Genomic DNA, 25,892 nt, shown 5'->3' on the forward strand with positions numbered 1-25,892 from the left:
CCTTGATCAGTTGCTGGTTGGATAGGGCATAGGTATGTCCATAGTTGAGATGACGGTAGCCGAGTCCAAAGCCGCCCAGGCCGTTTTCGGCGACCGGCTGGATCTGGCCGAACGCTACGTTGCGCATTTGGCCACGTCCGGAATCGAACGGGGGCTGTTGGGCCCCCGTGAAGTCCCGCGGTTGTGGAACCGGCACGTCCTGAACTGCGCGGTTGTCGCCACCCTGATAGGTCCAGACGCCGCGGTTGCTGATGTCGGGAGCGGCGCCGGCTTGCCGGGATTGACCTTGGCGTTGGCACGGCCCGACTTGCGCCTGACGCTCATCGAGCCCTTGGAGCGCCGCGTAGTCTGGCTCAATGAAGTGGTCGACGACTTGGGGCTAGACAACGTCACCGTAGTACGTACACGGGCTGAGCTTGCCGCGGACGACGTTTCAGCGGATGTCGTGACGTCGCGGGCAGTATCTGCCTTGGACAAACTTGCGCGACTGTCGATTCCACTGCTGCACGGTAGCGGTGAGATGCTCGCCATCAAGGGTCGCAGCGCTGCCGACGAAGTTGAGAAGGCATCGAAGGTCATTCGGAAGTTGGGTGGCCGCGAGACAGAGATCTTGACCGTCGGAGATGGACTCCTGGAAGAGCCGACAACGGTCGTTCGAATCCTTGTGGCAGCTTAACCTGTTGGTCCACACACCCTCGGATCGCCCGTGAAACCAGCCGCGCAACGATAGGCTAAGAGGGGTCGTGCCGGGAGAGTGAAAGCGGGCAAATCGAAAATGGCGATGAGCGAAATGGTTTCGGGAGTGGCCGAGGGCGTTGTCGATGAGCCGTCTTCTCTTGGAGACGCCGATCAATCAGATGCGGTTGTTTCGAGCACCGGAACCAGTCTTGTTTCACGTGAAACCTCCCGCGCAAATCAGGCCGAACTGGCCAACTCCGATGTCAAGATAGAGGCTACGGTTCCAAACGTTATGGATTCGATCGACGAAAGCACACCTCTCGCTCAAGAATTGGCGAGTGAAAACCGCAGGCGTGAACGATTGAAGGCCAAACAACTTCCCCGGCCAGCTCAAACCAGGGTGCTGACGGTCAGCAACCAAAAGGGCGGCGTCGGCAAAACCACTACCACGGTCAATATTGCGGCTGCTCTGGCTACGGCTGGCCTGAACGTTCTCGTCATCGACATCGACCCCCAGGGGAACGCGTCTACCGCCCTCGGCGTCGAGCATCACGCGGATGTTGACAGTATCTATGACGTCCTCATCAACGATATGCCGTTGGGCGAGGTGATTGCTCAATGCCCAGACATTAACCACCTGATCGTTGCGCCTGCCACCATTCACCTGGCCGGCGCAGAGATTGAGCTGGTCTCCCTGGTGGCACGAGAACAGCGCCTCCGCCGTGCCATCGAAGTTTATGCACAGGAGCGCGAGGCTGCCGGGTTGCCCCGGTTGGACTATGTCTTCATCGACTGCCCACCCAGCCTTGGCCTCCTCACGGTGAACGCGTTTGTTGCGGCCCAAGAGGTTCTGATTCCCATTCAATGTGAGTACTACGCCCTGGAAGGGTTGAGCCAGCTCCTCAAAAACATTGAGATGATTCAGAAGCACCTTAACGCTGGCTTGGTGGTTTCAACCATCCTGCTAACTATGTACGACGGCCGCACGAACCTCGCTGCCCAAGTGGCAGCCGAAGTCAGGGAACACTTCCCCAACGAGGTGCTGAGCGCTGTTGTTCCACGGTCCGTCCGCATTTCCGAGGCGCCGAGTTACCAGCAGACCGTTATTACTTATGACCCGTCCTCCAGCGGAGCCCTGTCTTATCAGGAGGCCGCGGCTGAAATCGCCGAGCGCGGCAAGTAACCGAGAATTCGATCAGTAAAACGTTAGAATTACGCCTTAAACGAGGTAGTGCGCGACAGCTCGGCGCATGACGGAAGAGGGTCCAGATGAGTGAAAAACGCCGTGGCTTAGGACGAGGCTTGGGCGCACTGATTCCCAGCACTCCTGCAAGCGAAGAGCCCGAAACAACCGAAGGCCAGGGGTCCTTAGCTAGGAAACGAACGCAGCGTCCTGTCGACGTCTTCTTCCCCGCGTCGTCCCGACGGGATGATGCGGATGCGGCAATTCTTACCACCACGGATTCAGATTCGGCTGCTGGGTCGAGTGCGGCGCAAATGGCCGAGGTTCTCAGGGCCCCACGGCGAACCACGCCGAACGGAACTAAGAAGCCTGCCTCTAAGAAGCCGGCGCCCAAAAAAACGGTCAAGAGCGAGGCCCCTGATCCGTCTCCGCAGACCGGCGGCCGGATCCCCGCACAGGACGCCAATGAGCCCGTACCCGAGACCAGGCAGCCAGCGGAAGACGCGGGTGCCGGAGAACAGCTGGTCTTCGGCACCAACGTTTCACGTGAAACAGCAGGTCCGGACTTGGTTGAAGTTCCAGGGGCGACCTTTGCAGAGGTTCTGGTTTCAGCGATTCAGCCAAACCGCAAACAGCCGCGTACCGTCTTCGATGAAGAAGACATGGCTGAGCTGGTGCATTCGATTCGGGAAATCGGTGTACTGCAGCCGATCGTTGTCCGTCCGGCTGATGGTGTGGAAGCCCAGTACGAGCTGGTCATGGGCGAACGCCGTTGGCGGGCTACCAAGGCTGCTGGCCTGGAAACCATTCCAGCAATCATCCGGTCCACCTCCGATGATGATCTTCTCCGCGACGCACTTCTTGAAAACCTGCACCGAAGCCAGCTCAACCCGCTGGAAGAGGCTGCAGCGTACCAGCAACTGCTGGATGACTTCGGCTGTACACACGACGAGCTCGCGGACCGAATCGGTCGGTCTCGGCCGCAGGTCTCCAACACTTTGCGATTGATGAAGCTGCCACCGCTGGTACAGCGGCGGGTAGCTGCGGGTGTTCTCAGCGCTGGTCACGCCCGTGCCCTTCTAGCCCTCACGGATCCCGCCGAAATGGAGAAGTTGGCCCAGCGGATTGTTGCTGAAGGGTTGTCTGTTCGTGCCACCGAAGAGATCGTCTCCCTTAGTGATGGCCTTCGCCGGCCGAAACGGGAGGGGCGACCCCGCGAGGGTGCCCGGCACGAGCGGCTCGATTACCTGGCCAACTCTCTATCCGACCGTTTGGACACCAGTGTGAAGATCACCTTGGGCGCCAAGAAGGGAAGAGTCAGCATTGAGTTCGCAAGCGTTGATGACTTGAACCGCATCATGGACGTCTTGAATCCGGCGGCTCCCTAGCCGTCTGTTTCACGTGAAACGGAGGGGCTCGTCCATCATGGACGGGCCCCTCCCTTTTCTCGGCCAACAGTCTCGGCACCCTCCTTGGGCTAATTCTTACTAGTAAGCCGAGGATCGGACTCGTGTATCGCCTTGCTTTCGTAGTCTGGTTTCCCTTCCAGGCTGCCGATGCAGTTCACTTCAGCGTGCGATTCCGTTCAGTGCCGGCCATGACTGACTGCTTCTCCGAAAATGGACCGTAGACTGGCATGTTGCGCGCGATCTTAGGGGCTCGAAGTGTTCCACGTGGAACGAATGAGCCAAATTCCTCCTCACTTGGGACGCGAGCCTCCGGCCATCATCGTTCCCTTTCAATTCTCGGGCGGGCCGCAAATCGGTCAAACGGGAGGCTGACGCCAGGAAGGAAGCCGTATTCCAATGCGCTCAACTGTATTCCGGTCTTACTGGCGGCTCCCCTCCGATTGCCACCAGACAGAGCTGTCGGCGATCTACGCGCACCCACTTGTCGTTCGCGCCCCTTCGTTTCACGTGAAACAGGGCAAAGCGGAGCCCCATGAGACCCCTTGGGAAGCGGAATGAGCACATGAGCGGACCCAAAGCCGACTTCTTCCACACCTGACGGGCGACCAGGAGCGGTTCCCAGACAGCTTTGGTTCAAGCCCCTGTTCTCAGTCGCAGCGATTATCTTGGCGATCCTGATGCGTTGCCGGCACAAGAAAAGCAACGGAACCACTGCAAGCGGGTAACAGCTTCTGCGCGGGGGCGCTGAAAAAGCATCGAGAATCGAAGGCTCCCGGAATTGTTCCACGTGAAACGCCCCGTCTATTTGTGTTTCTCTGAGGCAGAGGCCATAGACTAGCTCGTCCTGCAACGGACGGTATCGTCAGTGCCTTGCGAAATCGCAACCCAGCACTGTCTTCCTCGCCGAGTGCGGTTAAGTTGGCGGAATACCTCGACCTGTTTCCAGATAACTACGGCGTGCCCGAAACATGGATCATGCTCGCTATGTCCTCCGTTTCACGTGCAACCAGGGGGCAGATCCCGGGCCAGACGGGCAGGGAACGGAAGCAACGATGAGCGCCTGGTCGGAGGATTCTGGGCCGAGACGATCAGAGCCATCGAGCGACAACTCCGGCAAGAGCAACTGCCTTCAGCCGCAGGTGTAGCCGAAGCACTGACCAGAAGCCTGCGTGAGGGAACAGCGGCCATGCGGCAAAGAGCCCGGACCTGAACTGGAGCACTGTGAAGCTGGAAGTGAACCACTGAAGCGACCCGGCGGGGGGCGGGGTCAGCTCCTTCCATTAACTCGTACGGATTGCCCATCCGGATGTTTCACGTGAAGGGTGAAGGAGTATGTGCATCGCACGCTTGCTACGGCGTTCTTATGCCGGCTCGTGGTGGAGCGCGAAACCGCCCTGTTAGGGGAGACCTGTTTCCCCGGGCTCGCAATGCGCGGCCGCGTGTAGCCCAACGCCCATTCGAGTAGGCGCGTTCTGTGTGTGGTCCTGACGAAGGATTGTCTTCGTCCGAGGTGAGCAGAAGCAGGGCTCCTGCCTGTTCGACACATGCTGAGTACCGAGACCATGAGTATCTACGTGGCCTCGTTCCCGACGACAACCCCGCCTATCCATGACAGACTCCAAGCTGGGGTTGGACAAGAGAAGCGTTGCCCTGGATGGAAGCATGCAGCGGTACAGACGCGTTACTCGCGGAGTATTCAGTAGTCTACCCAGAACGTCTTCAGAGGTACGCCGAACTATCAGAGGGGCACGCCACTGAACTCAGCTCCTGTTCCACGTGAAACATCGGCACCTTCTTCATTGGTGGCCGCGGCGTGCACGGGGCTCGGTGGGGATTCCAGGGACGGTCACTACGACGCGATGCGTCCTGCTGTCCAGGCCGGCGGGACTGCATAGGGGTGAGTAATGCGCGGTTTCACGTGAAACAGGCGCCAAGGCACGTCAAGATGCCGCGTAGCTTGGTTCCTTGAATCGTGCCGTGCTTGGCGGTGGTCGGCGCGAGCAGCTCGGCGCGTACCGCCTGAACCTGAAGTCGAATTGCGGCCGGAATCGGGGCATGCTTTCTTTTGTTAGTTGCTTCTTGACGGCGAGGACACGCTGGTACGGGGTTGCAGGTGTGTCGCATTTTTTCCCTCTCGATGTGCTTGTGATGGGGAGCGAAGTGCTTCGTAAACGAACGCACCCAGTTCCCGGATCTTGTTCAGAAACTCCAGATCGGCCGGGTGTCATAGCGGTGGTATCCGACTGTCCAATTCATCTGTTCCACGTGTGCCCCGTCCTTCTTGTTTCCGGAAGGATATTCTTGGTGAACGTCAGTTCCTCCCGTTCGTTCCAGCGGAAAGCTCCCAGTTGATGAACTCGGAACCGATGTCCGAGTTGATCCCCAGGATCGGGAACGTGAACTTCGCGGCGGTGGTTTACAACGCGGCGAAACCCACTTCTGGGCCTGTTCTTCACCGAAACCGGTCTCGGCTTACCGCTCGGGATGTCAAGCGGTGCCAAGGGAGGCACAAAACTCGCACGGGGAGTTGCCGCCTACGTAGCCCACCAGGTCTATCTCCACGGAGCCTTCGCTTCGTTCCACCCGGCCCAGGTCCGCATTGGGATCGAGTCCTTCAGTAGCGCCTCGGACTTGGGATGAGTACGTCCCCGCGGCTGCAGGTTCGCTCGTTCGCCTTCAGCCGGCGGCCGAGGGTCGCAAGGCCAGCAGTACCTCTGTCGCATCGTTGACCTGCAGTTCCTTCAACCGGCGCAACCTCGGAACCAGATCAGGTAACGCCGCCCGAGCAGCAGTCCGCACGGCGCGCCCTGGACGGTCCAGCAAAACCGCAGCGCCCCTATTATCGGTTTGCCGTGGAGCGGCGGCCGGACCACGGACGGGACTTGGCCGGTTAGAGTACGAGTGGCTGCGGCAAAGCCTTGCGTGGATGATGCCGGAGCCATCCAATCTGCGCGCGCAGCTCATCCAAAGCCGTCTTCTTGGCGGCTCGGTAAGCCCGAGCAAGCCGGCGGGCAGCGGTTTTCATGACTGCTCGAAGTGCGCTCATCGAAATGTCCATGACCCACAATGCCGGGCCGGCGGGTACCGACCCAGCTGACCCGCCGCTACACAGGCACTCTCACAGGATTCTCCGATAGTCGTCACACAGGAATCCTTGTTGGGTCAACGCGCACGCTTTCACTGCTATGCGCTCATGGGGCGCTATGCCAATATGTTGCGATCACTGACCCACGCTGACTGGTCTGCTTTTGCTCAGATGCCACGTCCAGCTAGTTTTTGGTGGGTACCGAGCCACTTGGCGTCGGTCGGGCGCGAGCACGCTGCGACGACTTGTGTCATTCAAGATGCTTCAGCAAACGGCCCTTCATGTAACAACGGTCAGGGGAGGGTCACTAAGGGTGTTTCCCGCTCTGTTTCACGTGAAACAGAGCCGGAAACGTGTCTACGACGGGGGATTGAAGCGAAGTACGTCGTCGAGGGCAAGGGTCCCGGTAGGCTCGTCGTCCTCTTCTAAAAGGTAGAGGCGCTGAATCGCTATGACGATGGCATCGGCCAGGACTTGGCGGTAAATCGGATCGGCAAGTCGAGATGAATCGAGCTGACTGCTCAAATAACCGATATCCAGCTGAACAGACGGAGTGCTGGGGAGTCGCAAGATGTCCCAGCTGCGGCCATGAAGACCCAGCGACGTGGAACCCGTCCGGGCTACCACTTCCTTCAAAATCAGTTCTGCAGCACGATGACCGATGGGTGAGCGCACCTCGGCAGATTCCGGCCGGCCCCAGAAGAAGGCGCTCACACCATTGGCAGCTTGTTGAGGCAGCCAATCACAGTGGATAGCAATGCTCAGGCTTGGCGAAGCGGCCTTGATGGCTTCGGCGCGGTGGTCGCTTCCCTCCACGGGCACCTGTTCAATGATCTCAACGCGCGCACCCAGCTCGGTGAGGATCTTCCCCAATCGGTTGGACACATCCCCGGCGACGAGCTTCTCAGTGAGCGGCTCACCCGAGGACGTGTCGACGATTCCTGGTTGTGCGTCGACGCCGGATCCGGGTGCTATGGCGATAGTGCGGCCGCGCAGGGTTGCAGATGCCTGGCTAAGGCGTTCGTAGTCACGCAGCGAAAAGGCCTGACTGGGACTGATAGTCCGGTTGATGCGCTCCATCGACGCGATCAGTTGGGCATCCGCGACACCGGAGGCTTCGAGCCCTAAGTTCAATTGGAGTTCACGGACGGCCAGGTAGGTACGTTTTCCGTACTCGCCATCAATGTGGCCGTAGTAAAAGCCCAGAAAAGACAGCTGACGTTGCAGCTCGGTCACGTCGTCGCCACGAAGCGCCGAACCGTCGACGGTGTAGGCAAGTTGACGTGACCCCAGTTTGAACTGGGCCTCGGCCAGAGCTCCTTCCGTCTCCGGGCCTGCGATGCCGTCGACCTTTAATCCCCGGTCCTGTTGGAAGGTGCGCACCGCAGCATCCACATGGTCATCAAACACCATGGGGTTGTTTACCTGATCCGGAGCAAGGTACGCCATAGAAACACCAGCGCGTAGCAGCCCTTCCCGAAGGGCTACTACGCGCCGACTGATGTCTGAACGGCGCAGACTCTGGTCTGCCGCGTCGTTTTCCATCTTGTTAGTTGAGGAACTCAGCAAATTCCTGCTCAATGACCTGCTTAGGCTTCGCGCCGATAGAGGTCGCTGCAACTACTCCGTCCTTGAAAACGTAGACGGCAGGGATGGAGGTGATGCCGTACTGCGCGGCGGTGGCAGGATTGTCATCTACGTTGAGCTTGACTACGTCTACCTTGCCGGAGTGTTCGGCAGCGATGTCATCGAGGATCGGCGAGAGCATGCGGCAAGGGCCGCACCACTCTGCCCAGAAGTCAACGATTACGGGCTTGGTGGACTTCAGGACATCCGCTTCGAAAGTAGCGTCGGTGACATCTTTTGCGTTGCTCATGCTGTTCTCTCTTTCTCGAACCGGTCTCAGACGGTTGCGGGCTCAGCGATGCCGGCCTGGCTGCTAGCGAGGTCGGCCAGGTAGTGTTCCACGTCGATGGCGGCGGCGCAGCCGCTTCCCGACGCCGTGATTGCTTGGCGGTAGGTGGGGTCGATGACGTCCCCGGCGGCGAACACACCAGGCAGCGACGTCCTGGAGGACCGTCCCTGAACCGCGATGGTGCCCTCGGGCGTCAGTTCCAACTGGCCTTGGACGAGGGAAACCCGGGGATCATTGCCAATGGCGACAAAAACACCGGTCACAGGCAGCACCGTCTCCGAACCATCGACCGTGTTTTTGAGCTTCAGCGCGGTGACCTTGTTCTCACCTTCCAGGCCGACGACCTCCGAGTTCCACACGAACTTGATCTTTTCGTGCGCCAAAGCACGTTCCTGCATGATCTTTGAGGCACGCAGGGTATCGCGGCGGTGTACAACCGTGACAGAGTCCGCGAACTTAGTGAGGAAGAGGGCTTCCTCCATGGCAGAGTCGCCTCCGCCGATCACCGCGATGTCCTGGCCCTTGAAGAAGAAACCGTCGCAGGTTGCACACCAGCTGACGCCGTGTCCGGCGAGGCGCTTTTCGTCCGGAAGGCCGAGCTCACGGTAGGCAGAGCCGGTGGAAATAATGACCGAACGTGCCAAAAAGGTTTCACCGGAACCAATGGTGACCTTCTTGACGTCACCTTCCAGCTCGAGGCTGGTGACGTCTTCGAACAGAATCTCGGTGCCGAACCGCTCGGCCTGCTTCTGGAAGTTCTCCATGAGCTCAGGGCCCAGGATTCCACCGGGGAAGCCCGGGTAATTTTCAACGTCGGTGGTGTTCATCAGCTCTCCGCCTGCCTCAACAGAGCTGGCGATGAGCAGTGGTTTGAGGTTGGCTCGCGCGGTGTAGACAGCTGCCGTGTAGCCGGCCGGACCGGACCCAACAATGATGACGTCGCGGACGGACGGTGTGGTTTCTGTGCTCACTGCCTGCGAACCTCTTCCTCTGGTATTGACGTAAGCCTAGCCCGGCCGCCTTGAGCGGGCAGCAAGGCCATCACTTCTCTCAACGGCGCGCTGCGCCGGCTTATTCCGTGCCAGGGCGGCACGGACCTACCCTCAGCGGCTAGGAGACCTCGATCTCTGCCATCCGGATGCCGTAAGGCGGGCCTCCCATGGGGTTGGAGAGTCTGGGCAACTGAGTGAAGTTGATCAGCACGTACTGAGCCTTGGGGGCAGCTCCGTCCTGTTCAGGAACCGGAATGGTGGTTTTCTGTGCGGTAAAACTGCCCTGGGCGACCTGATTGGCGCCGTCCAGGGTCGGCCCGTCATTCAAGAGCACGGAGAAGTTTCCGCCGGTACCGCCCAGTTGTGTCAGCACCACGGAGCTGATGCTTGACGGTTCCTTCAGCTCGACGACCAGCGCCATGTTTCCGGCATAGCCACCGAACGTGTCCGACACGTACTGGAAGCTGGCCCAGTAGGTGGCGGGGTTGCCGTCGACGGCTTCGGAGAGCTTGCCGTCGTTCTCCGCGTCGAGGTCCGGCATGTCCGGGACCTGGCGGGTGAGATCGGCGATGACCGGCTTGACTACTTCAGCGGCGGGGGCAGATTCTTCTTCGGCATCGGTTTGCGCCGGGGTGGATGCGGTGGCCGTTTCATTTCCGGCCGCCGATCCATCGGCCACCGGGCCGCCGCGGAAAAGGTTCAACTGGCTGACGGCCACGACGATAGCGACCACCAACAAGACGGCCAGCAATCCGCCGACCAACAACTTGGAGGACCGCGGGCTGTTGCGTTCCTCGTCGTCGTATTCGTCGTACTCGTAGTCGTTGGTGTCGGGTTCGTTGCTCGTGCGGGCTGCCGCTGGGAACATGGCGGCCGATCGGACCTCGGGCCGGTCTGCGTCGTCCTCCGACCACAAGCTGACCTTGGGCCTTTCGGCCGGGGGCGGGGCGGCTGCCGGCCGGGAGGCCGGAACCTGCCGCGAGACAGGCGTTGTCGCCGGGCTTGCGGACGCAGGAGCGGGAGGCGCTGACGGCGGCGGCGGAACGTGCGCACCGGCAGAGGCAGCAGCGGCGGCGGCTCCGGCAGCGGATCCAGCACCAGAGGCCACGCCTTCCGGCTGGCGGCCGAACCGGGCTTTGGTGGTCCCTTCCAACGCGTTCTTTCCCAGCTTGGGCAAGTCGAGTTTGTTCAGGCGGTCGCGCAGGCTCTGCCGGGGCTCGTCGTCGTATTCCTCGTACTCGTACTCGTCCTCGTACGGCTCCGGTTCCGTGGAGCGCACCTGGCCGAAGATCTCGGAACCGAGAGTGTCCGTAAAGAAGGGCTCCACATACGGGCCGTCCCGCTGAATGACCAAGTCCAGCAGGTCGGCGGCCTGCGCCTCGTTGGTGACTAGATACGTGAACCCATCGGCATTGCCAAGGTCCAGTATCTGAACGTTGCTGGCACGCTCGCCGGTGGCGATTTCGCGGGCGCTCATGGCTACCTGGCTGGCATTTTCCGGTGCCGACACCAGAATGCTGACGGGCCGGTTAAGTACCTGGTCCACACCGTCGAGGACCAGATCGTGTTCGGCAGAGGCAAGCACTTGGGCTGTGACCTTATAACGGCCACCAAGCAGCATGCCCACATCAACTGGCTGCGGCACTAGTTCCTCCCGGCTGTCCTGGACTGGCGCCCCTGACTAGATAATTTGATTTCCATGCTAGCCGGTGCCGGCGCCGATTCCCGTTTCTGTCAGGCGCGTCCGGGCAGCCGTTTCAGGATGGGCGCCAGGAAATCATTCAACTCTTGGACACGCATGGCACGCAGCAGCAGCAGGTAAACCGCCGCCATCACCAGTCCGACGACGGCGATGGTCACCATGGCCGTAATGATGGACTGCCAAGCGAATCCGCCAGGAGCGTAACCCCCAAACAGCCACAGCACTGCCGCCCCGACCAGGCCGGAGCCCAAGGCCGAGTAGCCGAGGCGAATGTAGGTATCCACGACGCGCCCTGCGCCGTAGTCTCCCAGCCGGCGTCGGGCAAAGTGGTGCGCCAGCACCGCCGAGACCACGTGGAAGACCGCAAACAGCAAGGCCAACGCGTAGACCACCATGGTGGGGTCCACCAGCCAAGCGATCAGTACGGCCAGCACCACCGAAGCACCGGAACAGATGGCCTGCATGATCAGCGGCGTCCTGGCGTCTTCCTCCGCATAGAACACGCGTCCCAGGAAGAAGTAGATGCTCATGAACGGCATGCCGGCGGCCAGAATGGTGAGGACCTGGCCCATCGACGCGGCAGAGGCCGCAGCGGTGGGTCCGGATCCGGCGAACAGCCGGGCCAGCGGTCCGGCCAGCACCACCACGGCGGCTGCGCCAAAAACGCTGGCGACGCCGATGGTGCGCAGGCCCGAATTCACCGTCTGGCGCACGTCCTCCAAAGCGCCGGCCGATTGTTGGTGCGACAGTCGGTTGAACAGCACTGTGGCCACCGAGAGGACGAAGACCGAGTGAGGCAGCATGGCAATCAGCTGGGCAGTGTTCAGCGCATACTCGCCGGGGATCGAGGCGCCGGATCCAGCCAGTTCGGCACGCGCAGCGGTGGCGCCGGAGGCGATGGTCCCGTAGAAGAGGTAAGCGGTGTTGGCGATGACCATGGTGGCCAGGCTCCACAGCGCGACTTTTCCGATGGCCGCGAAGCCCATGCCGCGCCAGCCGAGCTTGAGCTTGAGGCCCAGCCCGAGCCGGCCCAGCGGCCACAGCAGCAGGAGGGCCTGCAACACGATGCCCAGGGTGGTGCCGCCGGCCAGCACCACCGTCTGCGCGCCGGTCCACAGCTCGGGATCGCCCCTGCCGGGCAGATAGCGGCCATACAGTGCGATGTACAGTCCCAGGGTGCCGATGGCCACCACGTTGTTCAGGGCAGGAGCCCACATGTACCAGCCGAAGCGCCCGTGAGCGTTGAGCACCTGGCCCACCACTGCGTACAGGCCGTAGAAGAAAATCTGGGGCAGGCACCAAATGGCGAACACAGTGCCCAGTTCCAGCATGACCGGTGTCCAACCCCGGGTCAGGACGGAAATAATCGGTCCGGCAAGGAGCGTCGCCAGCAGCGCAATGCCGGCCAGCACCAGCAGCGTCAGGCTCAGCAACCGGCTGACAAAGTCGGAGCCGCCGTCGCTCTTCCTGCTGGCTTTGATGATCTGCGGTACCAGCACCACATTGAACACCCCGCCCGCCAGCAGCAGGTAGATGATGTTCGGGATGGTGTTGGCCTTCTCGAAGATGTCGCCCATCGTCGTGTTGGCACCGATGGCGACCGCGAGCAAGGCGGTCCGGACGAAGCCCAGGATCCGGGACACCATGGTGCCGGCCGCCATGATGGCACTGGACTTAGCCGTGCTGTGCTGCGCGGGTTCTTGGGCGGGGAGCTTGGTCTCGGACATCGTCCTCTATGTTCTCACCTGAAGACCGGCCGAAGGGCCGCTCCCGGGCTGCGGCTCAGAGGTGGCCGGGCAGGACTTCGCGGGCCAGGTCAACGATCCGCCGCTCGTTCGGGAAGGAAAGCTTCCGGCCCAGATCCGCCAACGGCACCCACGCGACGTCGACTGCCTCATGGTCCGGGTCATTCTCGATGGTGAGCAGACCGCCGGTGGCTTCGAGCAGGAAGTGGTGCACGGTCTTGTGGACGCGGTGCCCGCTGACGGTGAACCAGTAGTCGATGCTGCCGAGCGTGGCCAGCACGCGTCCCTTGATTCCCGTTTCTTCCTCAACTTCGCGGACGGCGGCCTCTTCATTGGTTTCCCGGCCTTCGGGGTGTCCCTTGGGCAGGCACCACTCGAGCCGGCCGCCGCGGTTGAAGCGGGCGATGATTGCCACGTTCAGGTCGCTGGTGGAGGTATCCACCACGACGCCGCCGGCCGAGATTTCCTCCACTGTCGGCAGGGAATGGTGTCCGGGCGCGGCACTGCCCACTGACGCTGTCAGCGGAGTGCGCTTCGGGGCGCTCGGAACCGGGTGTGCCATGCGTCCACTCTAACGATTTTTGTCAGGACCCGAGGATCTCGACGCCGAGCCGCCGGACATTGTTAAACATCGTGCCCGGCATCTGGCACGCTTAAGTCACTATGGTTCACCTTTTTGGTTCGCAGTTCCCTTCCGCATCCGGCTCCAACGCCCCGTCCCTGCCGTTGCCGGCCGTAGTGATCGAACTGGGAGAGCTCTTTGCGGACGCGGGCCACGAGCTCTCGCTGGTCGGCGGACCGGTGCGCGATCTGTTCTTGGGCCGGATCTCCCCGGACCTCGATTTCACCACTGATGCGGATCCGGACGCCACCATCGCCGTCGTCAAAAAATGGGCGGACACGTTCTGGGAGATCGGCCGCGAATTCGGCACCATCGGCATGCGCAAGGGCCAGCACATGATCGAGGTGACCACGTACCGGGCGGAGGCCTACGACCCGGATTCCCGCAAGCCCGTGGTGGCGTTCGGAACGTCCCTGGAGGACGACCTGTTCCGCCGCGACTTCACCATGAACGCCATGGCGCTGCGGCTGCCTTCGTTGGAACTGGTGGACCCGTATGGCGGCGTGAAGGATCTGCACGCCGGACTGCTGCGCACCCCGGGCGCGCCGTCGTCGTCGTTCTCCGATGATCCCCTGCGGATGATGCGCGCAGCGCGGTTCGCCTCGCAGCTGGGGGTCACGGTGGCGCCCGAGGTCTCGGCGGCGATGAAGGATATGGCCGGCCGGATCGAAATCATTTCCGCCGAACGCGTCCGCGACGAACTGATCAAGCTGATCAACGGCAAAGACCCGCGCACCGGTGTGGACCTGTTGGTGGACACCGGGCTGGCCGACCATGTTCTGCCGGAAGTTGCCGCGCTGCGGCTGGAGATCGATGAGCACCACCGGCACAAGGACGTCTACCAGCACTCGCTCACCGTGCTGGAGCAGGCCTGCAACCTGGAGACGGACGACGACGGCGCGCTGCCGGGTCCGGACTTCGTCCTGCGGTTCGCCGCCCTGATGCACGACGTCGGGAAGCCGGCTACCCGCCGGTTCGAACCGTCCGGCGCGGTCAGCTTCCGCCACCACGACATGGTGGGCTCCAAACTCACCGCCAAGCGGATGAAGAAGCTGCGCTTCGACAATGACACCATTAAGGCGGTGTCGCGGCTGGTGGAACTGCACATGCGTTTCTACGGGTACGGCGAGGCGGGCTGGACGGATTCGGCCGTCCGCCGCTACGTCAACGACGCCGGGCCGCTGCTGGAACGCCTGCACCGGCTGACCCGCTCCGATGTCACCACGCGGAACAAGCGCAAGGCGGAGCAGCTTGCCTTTGCTTATGACGACCTGGAGCAGCGGATCGCCACCCTGCAGGAGCAGGAGCAGCTTGATGCCGTGAGGCCGGACCTGGACGGCGCCCGCATCATGGCGCTGCTGGGAATCAAGCCCGGGCCGTTGGTCGGCCGGGCCTACAGGTTCTTGTTGGAAGAACGGCTGGAAAACGGACCGGCGGCGCCGGAAGAGGCAGAGGCGAAGCTGATGGCCTGGTGGCGGGAGCAGCCGGAATTCGTCACGGTGGGCGAGCAAGGCGCACCGCCGCCGCGCGGAGACCAGGATCGGTGACCTAATGGGTCCGCACGACTTCCCGGTGCTGTGGCTGATGCGCCACGGCGAAACCGAGTGGTCGCGGGATCACCGCTACACCGGGCTGACCGATCTGGAGCTCACGCCGGCCGGCGTTCAACAGGCCCGCGACGCCGCTGCGAAGCTGGCAGGGGTTCGTTTCCGCACCGTGCTGACGTCCCCGTTGCTCCGTGCGCGCCGGACCGCCGAACTGGCCGGTTATCCGCAAGCGGAAGTCGTGCCGGAAGCGCACGAGTGGGACTACGGCGACTATGAAGGGCTGCAAAGCGCCGCAATCCGGGCCATAGACCCCTCCTATCTGATTTGGACCCACGGCGTCCGCGGCGGCGAGTCGCTGCAACAGGTGGCCGACCGGGCCGATTACGTGATCGCGAAGGTGCTCGACGGCGGCGACGGCGCGGCTTCCAGCGGCGGGATTTCCGGCGGTGCTTCTGCTGGTGCTTCCGCTGGCCGCCCGTCGGCTTCCGGTCCGTTGTCGTTTGAAACGGCGGGAGCCCGACCGCCGGCCTCCGGTGCGTTCCCGTCCGAACCGGCGGGTGGACCGCCGGCTTCCGGTCCGCCGTCGTCCGGGGGATCCGGACCGCGGCAGGTGCTGCTGGTGGCGCATGGACACTTCCTCCGCGTACTAGCCGCCCGGTGGCTCGGAATGGATCCGGTCGAGGGCCGGCATTTCGTTCTGGAGACCGCTGCCGTCTGCCGGTTGGGCTGGGACAAGAAGACACCTGCGATAGCCGGCTGGAACCTCTAGCCACCGAAGCTAACCGGGGTTGGGGTAGTCATTACCCTCGTTTGCGGTCAGGCTCGACGCACACGGGGTCCGCTTCCGCCTCCTGCCGGTGCACGGTCAGCATGCGCAGCCGCACCGGGAACGTGGTGACAATCGGCTGGAGGATAGATGCTGCGACACGCCGGTGAGAGCCGCAACTATTCTCCACTCGATGAGCTGCGGGCCTTCCGCGCCGTTGACTGTCTTGGGAAGGCCCAGGCCGAGCGTGCGCCGTCGTGCATCGTCGTGCTGCGGCGTGTTGCCGCGGACACGCCGGTGAAAAGAGGAAAAGCGCAACAAGTTTTTGGAACCGGCTAGGCAGAAGCAGCAGTCGTCGGGTAGGTTAAACACGTCCGATTGAACTTTCTCAATCATGAGAGTTGGATCTGGACGGGTTTCTATTGGCGCTATTAAGAAAGGGAGGTGGGATCTGTGATTATGACCAAGACGCCGGGCGGAGTGTTTAACTCCTTCGCCGCGCTCCGACGACCCGCCTCCGCCATTTCTGCGCATTAGAACGTCGCTGATTGAGCTGGTTCGCTTCTTGAACCGCATTTCCTCAGTCACCGCATTTCTCTAGCTCTCCCGCGCGGAGGCCTCACCTTCTGTTTGATGACTTCGCTATGAGCACTCGTACCGCATTTCCCTCTGCCCTTCCGGGCGCCTCTCTCGGTTCTTCAACCACCGCCAGGGGCTCCCTACCGGCAGCCGAAATCGCCGTGGAATCCGCCATACTTTTTGACCGAATTCCCGCCCGTCCCCGAGAGGAATCCCTCATGAAACCGCTGGATGCAGCCATGTCGCCTGCACCCGAACGATCCCTCCGTCCCTCCGAACCGCGTCCCTCCGATGTGCGCCAGTCCGTTGCGTGCCTGTCCGATGAGGGGCGGCGCGGCCACGGCCAGCTGATCAGCGCCGGAAGCTTGCGCGACCTTGATGCTGCGGCCGGTCCCGGCGGCAGCGTTGCCGAAGGTATCGACTCCGCCGCCGCCGGCTCCGACGCTGGCAGCACGGCCTGGCCGGCGCCCGAACAAGTCGCAGTTGCGGCGATGCCGAATTTCCTGGACAGGCAGGAGGTGAATGCCATGATCCGCAAGCTCCGCCAGAGTGTCTCGCTCTGGAAACGAATACAGAACGTGCGTGTTGATGATCAGCGCTTGGAACAAGTGCGCGACGATTTGCTGTCGCACCAGCAGCTCATTCGCTGAAGTTTCGCCCAGCAAGTGCAATTGAATACGCCGTCCTGTAGGGGACACTCTCGCGAGGAGGATCCGATGAAGCGCATTGGACCCGATGTAGCTGAGGCCCGCGCCCGGGTTGCTGCCCGGCGCGGGCTTCCGCCTTTAAGCTGGCAGCCACAGCCACAACTCCGCTCCGGCGAGGGCATTCGTGCGGGAGCAACGAGCGCTCTGCAAACGGCACATGCGTCCAAGCGTGCGGTGTGCGGCGCGTGGACGACTTAAGGGTTGTGGCGGGGATAGCGTCGTCGCTTTTTAGCTGGAGGGCAACCGGGCTTCAGAACCAGCATCCCCGCTGGCCATTCCCAGGATCCGCGGCAATTTCGCAGGGATGCGCGCCTCTCCACCAGGTTGCGCCCGCGGGCGTCGAGAGCTCGCCGGGGGTAATAAAACGTTTAGCCAATGGTCGGAACGTTTTGCCTCTGATCGGTAAGTATGCTTATCGTAGAGGCATCGCAACCTGAGGAGGCAACATGATCGGTTTCATTATCGCTGGACTAGTTATCGGAGCGCTTGCTCGCCTGATCAAGCCCGGCAAGCAGAACCTGGGGCTCCTGGCCACGCTGCTGCTGGGCATTGTCGGAGCGATTATCGGCGGTGTCATTGCGAACCTGCTGGGGACCGGGGACATCTTCGAGCTGAACGTTCTTGGATTCATCGTCGCGGTTATCGCAGCGGTGCTCCTGATTGGTGTGGCCGAGGGCCTGTCCGGTCGTCGCCGGGCGGTCCGCCGCTAACGGCTGCAACACCGAAAAACGCAGATGGCCTGCCGCGCGATTGCGCGGCAGGCCATCTCTGTGTTGCTGAGGAGTAGCGACGAAAGAACAGCCTGGTGGCATCTGAGCGACGGGGAGAGGTGCTCGTTCCAGTGCCGACATAGGAATGGCGGAACGAAAGAGCGATCAGCGAAGGCCGAACACGCTCTCGCCCGGCGCTCAGATTCCGCCTTTCGGGTGCTGTAGGCCCCCACGCCGTGCGGCCGGCGTTGTCCGGGAACGGCGGAGAAAGTCAGCAACCAGGCCCATGTGGACACGCCATCCCATGACTGGGCGGAAACGTTGCACCGCGCACGCTGTTTTTGCTTCAGCCCCAACCGGTGACGGGGGCGTTTGCGGCTGATACGTTGGCTGTGGCAGCAATGCTGCCCTGATGACCCATGCGAGGGAAGAAGGACGAAGATGTCTGAACCGGCTCCGCTGACCGATCTGGAGATTGCCCGCCGCGCTACCTTGCGGCCCATCACCGAGATTGCCGAGGAGGTGGGAATCCCGGCGGAGGCGCTGGAACTTTACGGCAGTTACAAGGCAAAGATCGATCCGGCCAAGCTCGGTGCGGGCTTCCAGGAACCCCGCGGCCAGGTGGTCTTGGTGACGGCGATGTCGCCGACTCCGGCCGGCGAAGGCAAGTCGACCCTGACGGTGGGATTGGCGGATGCCCTGTCCAAGGCGGGCCACAAGACGATGGTGGCCATCCGGGAACCTTCGCTCGGGCCGATTCTGGGCATGAAGGGCGGGGCGACCGGTGGCGGCTATTCGCAGGTGCTCCCGATGGATGACATCAACCTGCACTTCACCGGGGATTTCCACGCCATCACTTCGGCCAACAACGCGTTGATGGCGTTGGTAGATAACCACATCTACCAAGGCAACGCCCTGGGCATCGACCCGCGGCGGCTGACGTTCCGGCGGGTCCTGGACATGAACGACCGGGCGTTGCGCCAGGTTGTGATCGGGCTCGGCGGACCAACCCAGGGAGTGCCGCGTGAAGCGGGCTTCGACATCACAGTGGCCTCCGAAGTGATGGCTGTTTTCTGCCTCGCGTCCGGCCCGGCCGACTTGAAGGCCCGCCTGTCGCGCATCACAGTTGGCTACACCTATGACCGCCAGCCGGTCACCGTGGCTGACCTGGGCGTGCAGGGTGCCTTGGCCATGCTGCTCAAGGACGCGATCAAGCCGAACCTGGTGCAGACCATCGCCGGCACGCCCGCCTTCGTGCACGGCGGGCCGTTCGCCAACATCGCCCACGGCTGCAATTCGCTGCTCGCCACCCAGACCGCCCGGAGACTCGCCGACGTCGTGGTCACCGAGGCCGGGTTCGGTTCGGATTTGGGCGCGGAGAAGTTCATGGACATCAAGGCCCGCGCCGGGGGATTTGCGCCGTCGGCGATAGTGGTGCTGGCCACCATCCGCGCGCTGAAGATGCATGGCGGCATCCCCAAGGACCAACTGAAGGAGTCCAACCTGGAAGCCGTTCAGGCCGGCATCGCCAACCTCGAACGCCACGTGGACAACGCTGCCAAGTTCGGTCTCACACCGGTGGTGGCCATCAACAAGTTCACCACCGACAGCCCGGAGGAACTGGACTGGGTGCTGGACTGGTGCCGGCAGAAGGGGGTTGAGGCGGCGGTGGCCGATGTCTGGGCCCAGGGCGGCGGCGGAACCGGCGGCGACGCGCTGGCCGAGAAAGTGGCGCAGGTGCTGCAGCAGCAACAATCCTTCTCCCCGCTGTACGACCTGGACCAGACAGTGGAGAAAAAGATCGAGACCATCGCCCAGCAAATCTACGGCGCGGACCATGTGGAATTCACCAGTCCGGCGCGCAAACGGCTGGCGGAAATCGAAGCGAACGGCTGGGGCAAACTGCCGGTCTGCATGGCCAAGACGCAGTATTCCTTCACCGACGACCCCTCCGTCCTGGGCGCCCCCAGCGGTTTCAGCATCACGGTGCGCGACCTGATCCCCAAGACCGGTGCGGGCTTCATCGTGGCGCTGACGGGCGACGTGATGACCATGCCGGGTCTGCCGAAGGAGCCGGCGGCGGGCCGGATGGACGTGGACGACGACGGCGTGATCACCGGACTCTTCTAACGCCACCAAGGGTCCTCCCGCCGGGGCCGAGGAGCCGCCAGGGTGGTTCCTCGGCCCCGGCTCGGTTGAAGGTTCCGTGTTCTGAAGGCGTGCTGCGTTCAGAACACGCGGTTCAGCACCGGAGTTCGCTGCGCCAACAAGGCCAGGGCGAAGGAGCCGATGGTGGTGATGGAGAACTTCAGCGTTATCAGCGCCAGCGTGGGCTCCTGGTCGGGGAAGACCTTGAACGTCAGCCAGGTCAGCAACAGGTAGTGGCAGAGAAACACCCCGAAGGCGGCGTTCGATAGCTGGATCAGCGTTCGCCCCAGCCAGCTGGCCGGCTGCCACCCGGCCAGCAGGTGGTAGGTGGCGGTAAAGATGCAGAGGGAGGCCGTGGTCACGCCCAACCCCAGATAGCTGGACTGGGTGATGATGTTGAGCAACGGAGTAAAATCTTTGTTGATCCAGTGCCAGATGTTGAACACGGAAAGTACGACGGCGGCGCCTCCTGCCGCCATGGCGGCACCGCGGGGGACGCGCAGCTGCGTGATGACCCAGCCAGCCATGAAGTAGCCCAGATAGGGGAGCCACTGGGTCAAGATGTTCCACGGATACTTCCAGCCCCACTCGAACTGGATGCTGGCCGCCTGCAGGCTGAACAGCGCCAGGGTCAGCACCAGCACGGCGCAGGTGGCTGCGGCGGCGTGCTGCAGCGGTATCCGGTTCAGGTAGCTGGCCAGCGGCGGTGCCACCAGGTACAGGCCCAGGATCAGCCAGAGGAAGTAGAGGTGAGGAGACACCTGGGTGCCGAAGACTGACACCAGCACCTCGCGCGGATACAGTTCGCGGCCCAGGATCAGGTAATTGCCAATGAAGATGTAGACCAGATGCCACACCACCAGGGCGGGCAGCAGCCGCAACGCACGCTTCCGGTAAAAGGCTTTGGCGCCCTCGGCATGCGCACGCGGTGCCAGCAGCAAGGCACCGGAGATGATGACAAAGACCGGAACCACCCAGATGAAGGCGATGTCGATGATCGCCGCCGGCAGCCAATCGGGCTGCGAGCGTGCGTCGTCGTCGCCGGCCAACTCGCCGAAGGAGTGGATGGCCACCACTCCGACAATGCTGATGATGCGCAGGATGTCCAGCGCATAGTTGCGGCGCGGGCGAGGTGCCGCTCCGTCAAGGTTCCCGGACGGGGACGGGGAGGGTACGGCCATAAACCCAATCTACCCGGGCGCAGTTGCCACCCCGCCAAAAGGTAAGGGGCCGGTCCTTGCCGGACCGGCCCCTTACCCGATGCGTCTTAGTTGTCAGACTCGCCGCGGATGAAGGCTTCGACCTTCTCGCGGGCGGTCTCGTCGTCGTACTGTTCCGGCGGGGACTTCATGAAGTAGCTCGACGCCGAAAGGATCGGTCCGCCGACGCCGCGGTCCAGCGCGATCTTGGCCGCACGGATGGCGTCGATGATCACACCCGCGGAGTTCGGCGAGTCCCAGACTTCCAGCTTGTACTCCAGCGAGACCGGGGCATCGCCGAAGTTGCGGCCCTCCAGCCGAACGAACGCCCACTTGCGGTCATCCAGCCAGGACACGTAGTCGGAGGGGCCGATGTGGACGTCGTCGTCGCCGAGTACCGCGGAGGTGTTCGAGGTGACGGCCTGGGTCTTCGAAATCTTCTTGGACTCCAGGCGCTCGCGCTCGAGCATGTTCTTGAAGTCCATGTTGCCGCCGACGTTGAGCTGGTAGGTCCGGTCCAGGACCACGCCGCGGTCTTCGAACAGCTTGGCCATCACGCGGTGGGTGATGGTGGCCCCGATCTGGCTCTTGATGTCGTCGCCGACAATCGGAACGCCGGCGGCAGTGAACTTGTCGGCCCATTCCTGGGTGCCGGCGATGAAGACCGGCAGCGCGTTGACGAAGGCCACGCCGGCGTCAATGGCGCACTGGGCGTAGAACTTGGCCGCCTGCTCGGAACCCACCGGCAGGTAGCAGACCATGACGTCAACCTTGGCGTCACGCAAAGCCGCTACCATGTCCACGGGCTCCTCGTCGGATTCCACGATGGTCTCGCGGTAGTACTTGCCCAGACCGTCCAGCGTGTGGCCGCGCTGTACCTTGACGCCGGTAGCCGGAACGTCGGCGATCTTGATGGTGTTGTTCTCGCTGGCGCCGATCGCGTCGGCCAGGTCGAGGCCCACCTTCTTGCCGTCCACATCAAACGCCGCGACGAACTGCACGTCGTCGACGTGATAGGCGCCGAACGCGACGTGCATGAGTCCGGGGATCGTTGCGCTCGGGTCGGCGCCACGGTAGTAGTGGACGCCCTGGACCAGCGAGGCCGCACAGTTTCCAACACCGACGATCGCTACCCGGATGGGGTTCTCTGCCACGGTTCTCCTTCGAAACACTTCTGTCTGGCCGCCACGCCGATGGCGGGCAGCCTACCCAGTCTACGCCGTGTTTCAACACAACGCCGGGCCAGACCATTCCCGAGACGGCAGCGCCATGTCCGGGCGGGCCGTGGCTAACCGCTTACCCCAGTGGAATCGTGCGGCTGTCCCACCGGCTTGGACTCGGGCGAACCACGCTGGCGCAGGTAGACGGAGAGGATCACCATGGACCAGACGGCGAGGAATTCGGATTGCCAGTTCTGCAGGGTCCGGTTCCAGAACTCCGGGGAGCCCACGTATTCACTCCAGCTGCCCGGATCCTGCAGGTTGCCGATCTGGCTCTCGGCGAAGGCGCTGAAACCGCTGATCGACTGCACCAGCCATGAAGCCACGAAGATGGCACCCATCACCAGGCCCAGCGAGTTCGAGAACACTTTGGTGCGCCAGCCGCCTGCCTTGGCCCATGTGGGTGAATCCGACCGGGCGAACCGGCCCAGGAGTTGTTCCTTGTCCGACTCCTTGCCCCGTTTGTCCAGTTCCTTCGACTCGGGGGAGCCTTTCTGCACAAACCAAATGCTCAGCAAGATCAGCAGCAGGAACTGCAGATACTCGGACTGCCAGTTTTCGGATACGTCCACCGCAAAGCTGGACGACGTCACGTACTGCCAGAAGGAAATGGTTTCCAGGCCCGAGGCGACCTGCTCGTTATTGAAAAGGGCCAGCCCGGAGAACGCCTGGCCTACCAGCGAGGCGCCAAAGAGCAGCGCGAAAAAAGTGCTCAGGCCATTGGTAATGAGCGGGTTGAGTTTCACCTTGCCAACACCCCGATCGCGGCCATGTAGACCAGCCCTGCCGTGATGAGGCCCAGCAAGACCCAGAAAGACCAGCGCATCTCAGCTCCCGTCCACGGCGCAGTCGTAGGGGCGCTCGCCCCGGAACGTGCAGCCCGCGCCGAGGACCTTCCAGCGGTCTCCCGACCGGGTCAGGAACATGGTGTCCGTGTCCAGCACCACCTGCGCATTCCGTCCGAAGGCCTGGCTCCCGGTCACCTTTCCGGCAGCGGGCAGGTCCAGCTGCAGGATCTTCCGCGGGCAGCTGCCTGCTTCGCCGTCCTCGGTTGCTTCAACAGCCACCGGGGCCAGCAAGGCGCACGCGGCGTCGCCGTCGCCGGCCTGGACCGCGGTGAGGAACCCGTGCGCGGCGGCAGCGGCCTCCTCGCTGCCCGGGTTCAAGGACGAGCATCCGGCGGCGCCCAGTGCCAGCACCATGAGTGCTGCCAGCGACGGAAGGTGCCGCAGGCGCGGGCTGGAACGACTCGTGCGCATTTTTCCTCCTGCCCGGTCAGTACCCGGACACGAGCTGTTCCAAACCGTGTCTGTTTGTCTGCCCGACCCTCAGGCTAAAAGGCGGCGGGCATTGCGCAGCCGGCGCACCAGTTTCAAGGCCGGCGAGGGCAGCACGGTGCGCAGCTTCGAGCGCATCTTGCGGCGCTGCACCGCAGCCAGCCGTTCCGGGTCAGTCGTCAGTTTTCCGGCCCGGGCGCGCTCGGCGAAGTTCAGCAGCAGCTCGTCCAGCGGCACGGATTGGACGTGGAAGTAGTTGTCCCGCAGCCACCGATGGTCAGGGTGCCGGAACCGGCCGGCCACCAGATCCTCCAGATTCCCTACCAGTCCGGAGCCGTCGAAGACCTTGTTCAGCATCTGCTCGGAGAGGCCGAAGTCGTCCAGAATCAGCACCGGCAGGCCGGCGTCGAGCGCTTCCAAGGCAGCCGTGGAGCTGACCGTGACCATCGCCGCAGCCGGCGTAAGCTGAGCGGACATCGGGCCGGTGCTGAACTGCAGCTCGTGCCCGCCGACCGCGCGCGCCGCCACCAGATCCGACCAGAGCTGGTCGAAGGGGTACTGCTCCAAGTGCGTCTGCGGCTCGCCGGCCCACGCCCGCAACTTCACCCGCACCGACAGTTCCGGCCGGCGCCGTGCCAACGCCGCCAAGGCCTGCAGGATGGCCACGCGCTGGTCGCGCTCCACCGGAACCTTGGCCTGCGGCGCAAAAACCACCGAACGCAGCGGGACCTGCTGCGGTTCCGGACGGCCCGGCGAGGCCAGGAACGGCAGCCGTGAAACCAGGATCCGCTGCGGCAGCCCCATGGCATCGGCCAGCTCGCTGAACGCGCGGCATTCTGCATGGCTGTGTGTAATGAAAGCATCGCCAAGGGCGCGGTAGGTCAGCGCCTTGCGTGTCGCCGGGAAGGCAACGCCGGGCAGCGCGGACAGCAGCGCCGGCCGGTGTGGCATCCGGGAGGCCTGCGAGAAAACTTCTTCCACCACCGGCCCGGTGGCCGCTGCCAGCACGACGTCGGCGCCCGCCAGGGCGGTCCGCAGCCCCGAGGCGGGGATCACCCGGGGCGCCTTGCCGGCCAGGAACGTTCCGGCGGTTGCTGCCTGGATCTGTTCCAGCGTCGGCAGGATCGGGGAGCGCACCAGCAGCACTTCGCGCTCCCAGCCCTCGCCGAGGGATTCCAGCGTGGCGCAGGCGAACTTCAGGTAGGAATCGCTGTCTGCGACCGCCAGCGCGCGGGACGGCCGGCTGTTGCTCCCGCCGACCGAAGACCCGGCTGTGCTTTGTGGCCCGAGGGTCATCGTTGACCTCCCTCCCGCAGCGAACTGCTCAGATGCCGGCGCAGTTCTACCGTTGTCTCCGGTAACCACCAGTCGTCCGGTACCGGCTGTCCCTTCAGCGGAACCCCGGACGGGGCCAGGATCAAGCGCAGGGAGGCCAGTACCGTGGAGGGCAGTGCGCGGACAACCTGTCCGGGCCGCAGGCCGCGCAGGCGCATTTCCACCGGAATCGTGTGCTGCTTGACGTGGATCAGCGGGTGGCTGTCCAAGGCGTTGATCAGGTCCGGTTGTTCCCGGCGGTGTGGAAAATAGGCCACCGGGCCTTCCTCGGTCAACGACTGCACCCAGTCTAGATACGGCTCGGGGCGGATCAGTTTGTCGGCGGGCATGGCCGAACCAACGACGATGGTCGGTTCGGTGATGATCTCGGTGACCGGTTGCGTGCCCAGCCACTCGAACCGGTGCCGTTCCAAGTGGCCGCCGAGGGCCCTGAACTTCTTCTCCACGGCGTCAGGCACGGACAAAGCCGTGAACACCAGCAGCCGGCCCTGGCTTGCCATCCGGCGCAGGGTCCACCACGTGGCCAGGCCCAGCGCCTTGCGCCGCATGGTCGGCACCGCCCGCGGACGGATCAGCGGGGTAGGCCCGTCGCTGACCAGCATCTGCAACAGACTCAGCGTTGCCAGGCCGTCGTCCACAATGACCAGTTCGTCAGCGACCACGCCGCGCAAGAGTTCGGTCTGCACCCTGCCGGAGTAGGCATCTCCGGTGACCCAGCGGTCCAGCTTGCGGCTGCGCACCGCGGGCAGGGCGGATGCCGGCGGTGTGAACCGCACCCCGCTCGGCACCTGTTCCATCAGCGACTTCAGCGTACTGTCCATGCCGACGGCGTCGCTGCGCGGGTGGATCAGCGTTTCCTGGCCCAGCAGGCCTGCACCGTGGGCCTCGACGGCGCTGAGCAACTGCAGGGGCGATTCTGCCCAGACGGCGGCACGACCGAAGCGTGGACGAGTCAGTTCGCTCCGGTGCCCCCGCCTGGCTGCGGGCCCAGGTTTCGGGCGGGCCAGCCGGCGGTCCACCGCCGGACCCAACTGGGGGAGGAACGCTGCCGTGGCCACTGCCTCGGTCATCAC

Annotated in this window: 20 protein-coding genes; 8 read left to right on the forward strand and 12 right to left on the reverse strand. The window is 63.2% G+C overall.

Annotated elements, in window-relative coordinates; genetic code table 11:
• Nucleotides 1–40 precede the first annotated feature (40 nt).
• The 3 genes from rsmG (at nt 41) to AC5RWX_RS00075 (ending at nt 3,249) form a co-directional block, all read left to right on the forward strand.
• Complete coding sequence (rsmG, locus tag AC5RWX_RS00065) at nt 41–676, forward strand: 16S rRNA (guanine(527)-N(7))-methyltransferase RsmG (RefSeq protein WP_493940627.1); 636 nt, start codon at nt 41–43, stop codon at nt 674–676.
• A gap of 105 nt (nt 677–781) precedes the next feature.
• Nucleotides 782–1,861, forward strand: a complete 1,080-nt coding sequence (locus tag AC5RWX_RS00070) for a ParA family protein (RefSeq protein ID WP_493940600.1) — start codon at nt 782–784, stop codon at nt 1,859–1,861.
• Nucleotides 1,862–1,947: 86 nt separating this feature from the next.
• Nucleotides 1,948–3,249 carry a ParB/RepB/Spo0J family partition protein gene (locus AC5RWX_RS00075; RefSeq protein WP_494077924.1) on the forward strand — a complete coding sequence of 434 codons (1,302 nt, stop codon included), beginning with the start codon at nt 1,948–1,950 and terminating at the stop codon, nt 3,247–3,249.
• Between the two features lie 3,463 nt (nt 3,250–6,712).
• Here the strand turns inward: AC5RWX_RS00075 and AC5RWX_RS00080 are convergent.
• From AC5RWX_RS00080 to AC5RWX_RS00105, 6 genes are all read right to left on the reverse strand, one after another.
• A complete protein-coding gene (locus AC5RWX_RS00080) occupies nt 6,713–7,900 on the reverse strand; it encodes an N-acetylmuramoyl-L-alanine amidase (protein WP_494077923.1) in 1,188 nt (395 codons plus the stop codon).
• Between the two features lie 4 nt (nt 7,901–7,904).
• A complete protein-coding gene (gene trxA, locus AC5RWX_RS00085) occupies nt 7,905–8,231 on the reverse strand; it encodes a thioredoxin (RefSeq protein ID WP_493940603.1) in 327 nt (108 codons plus the stop codon).
• A gap of 26 nt (nt 8,232–8,257) precedes the next feature.
• Entirely contained in the window at nt 8,258–9,241 is a 984-nt protein-coding gene (gene trxB / locus AC5RWX_RS00090; protein ID WP_493940604.1) for a thioredoxin-disulfide reductase, read from the reverse strand.
• A 139-nt stretch (nt 9,242–9,380) separates the two neighbouring features.
• Nucleotides 9,381–10,907, reverse strand: a complete 1,527-nt coding sequence (locus AC5RWX_RS00095; RefSeq protein WP_494077922.1) for an ABC transporter substrate-binding protein — start codon at nt 10,905–10,907, stop codon at nt 9,381–9,383.
• Between the two features lie 89 nt (nt 10,908–10,996).
• Entirely contained in the window at nt 10,997–12,691 is a 1,695-nt protein-coding gene (gene murJ / locus AC5RWX_RS00100; RefSeq protein WP_493940606.1) for a murein biosynthesis integral membrane protein MurJ, read from the reverse strand.
• Nucleotides 12,692–12,746: 55 nt separating this feature from the next.
• The gene (locus AC5RWX_RS00105; RefSeq protein ID WP_493940607.1) at nt 12,747–13,271 is read right to left on the reverse strand and encodes an NUDIX hydrolase; all 525 of its coding nucleotides are present in this window, start codon (nt 13,269–13,271) and stop codon (nt 12,747–12,749) included.
• Nucleotides 13,272–13,372: 101 nt separating this feature from the next.
• Here AC5RWX_RS00105 and AC5RWX_RS00110 point away from each other — a divergent pair, with 101 nt between their 5' ends.
• The 5 genes from AC5RWX_RS00110 (at nt 13,373) to AC5RWX_RS00130 (ending at nt 19,770) form a co-directional block, all read left to right on the forward strand.
• Nucleotides 13,373–14,878, forward strand: a complete 1,506-nt coding sequence (locus tag AC5RWX_RS00110) for a CCA tRNA nucleotidyltransferase (protein ID WP_494096764.1) — start codon at nt 13,373–13,375, stop codon at nt 14,876–14,878.
• Between the two features lie 4 nt (nt 14,879–14,882).
• On the forward strand, nt 14,883–15,647 hold the full coding sequence (locus AC5RWX_RS00115; RefSeq protein ID WP_493940609.1) for a histidine phosphatase family protein: 765 nt from the start codon (nt 14,883–14,885) through the stop codon (nt 15,645–15,647).
• 794 nt (nt 15,648–16,441) lie between these two features.
• A complete protein-coding gene (locus AC5RWX_RS00120; RefSeq protein WP_493940611.1) occupies nt 16,442–16,873 on the forward strand; it encodes a hypothetical protein in 432 nt (143 codons plus the stop codon).
• A gap of 503 nt (nt 16,874–17,376) precedes the next feature.
• Nucleotides 17,377–17,640: a GlsB/YeaQ/YmgE family stress response membrane protein gene (locus AC5RWX_RS00125; protein WP_493940612.1), complete on the forward strand. Its 264-nt coding sequence runs from the start codon at nt 17,377–17,379 to the stop codon at nt 17,638–17,640.
• Nucleotides 17,641–18,081: 441 nt separating this feature from the next.
• Nucleotides 18,082–19,770 carry a formate--tetrahydrofolate ligase gene (locus tag AC5RWX_RS00130; protein WP_494096765.1) on the forward strand — a complete coding sequence of 563 codons (1,689 nt, stop codon included), beginning with the start codon at nt 18,082–18,084 and terminating at the stop codon, nt 19,768–19,770.
• A 98-nt stretch (nt 19,771–19,868) separates the two neighbouring features.
• Here the strand turns inward: AC5RWX_RS00130 and AC5RWX_RS00135 are convergent, their stop codons facing one another.
• The 6 genes from AC5RWX_RS00135 to AC5RWX_RS00160 all read right to left on the reverse strand — a co-directional run bounded on the left by AC5RWX_RS00135 (nt 19,869) and on the right by AC5RWX_RS00160 (nt 25,889).
• The gene (locus tag AC5RWX_RS00135; RefSeq protein WP_494096766.1) at nt 19,869–20,969 is read right to left on the reverse strand and encodes an acyltransferase; all 1,101 of its coding nucleotides are present in this window, start codon (nt 20,967–20,969) and stop codon (nt 19,869–19,871) included.
• 86 nt (nt 20,970–21,055) lie between these two features.
• Nucleotides 21,056–22,141 (reverse strand): inositol-3-phosphate synthase, encoded by a 1,086-nt coding sequence (locus AC5RWX_RS00140; RefSeq protein ID WP_493940615.1) that lies wholly within the window; start codon nt 22,139–22,141, stop codon nt 21,056–21,058.
• A gap of 134 nt (nt 22,142–22,275) precedes the next feature.
• The gene (locus AC5RWX_RS00145; protein WP_493943867.1) at nt 22,276–22,953 is read right to left on the reverse strand and encodes a DUF6766 family protein; all 678 of its coding nucleotides are present in this window, start codon (nt 22,951–22,953) and stop codon (nt 22,276–22,278) included.
• Between the two features lie 81 nt (nt 22,954–23,034).
• Nucleotides 23,035–23,466, reverse strand: coding sequence for a hypothetical protein (locus AC5RWX_RS00150; protein ID WP_493957780.1), 432 nt, complete (start codon nt 23,464–23,466; stop codon nt 23,035–23,037).
• Nucleotides 23,467–23,535: 69 nt separating this feature from the next.
• Entirely contained in the window at nt 23,536–24,780 is a 1,245-nt protein-coding gene (locus AC5RWX_RS00155; RefSeq protein ID WP_493957779.1) for a DUF6716 putative glycosyltransferase, read from the reverse strand.
• Complete coding sequence (locus tag AC5RWX_RS00160; protein WP_493957778.1) at nt 24,777–25,889, reverse strand: hypothetical protein; 1,113 nt, start codon at nt 25,887–25,889, stop codon at nt 24,777–24,779. Before AC5RWX_RS00160 ends, AC5RWX_RS00155 begins: the two co-directional genes overlap by 4 nt.
• Nucleotides 25,890–25,892 lie beyond the last annotated feature (3 nt).

The organism is Arthrobacter sp. SPT-J7, from assembly GCF_059089965.1.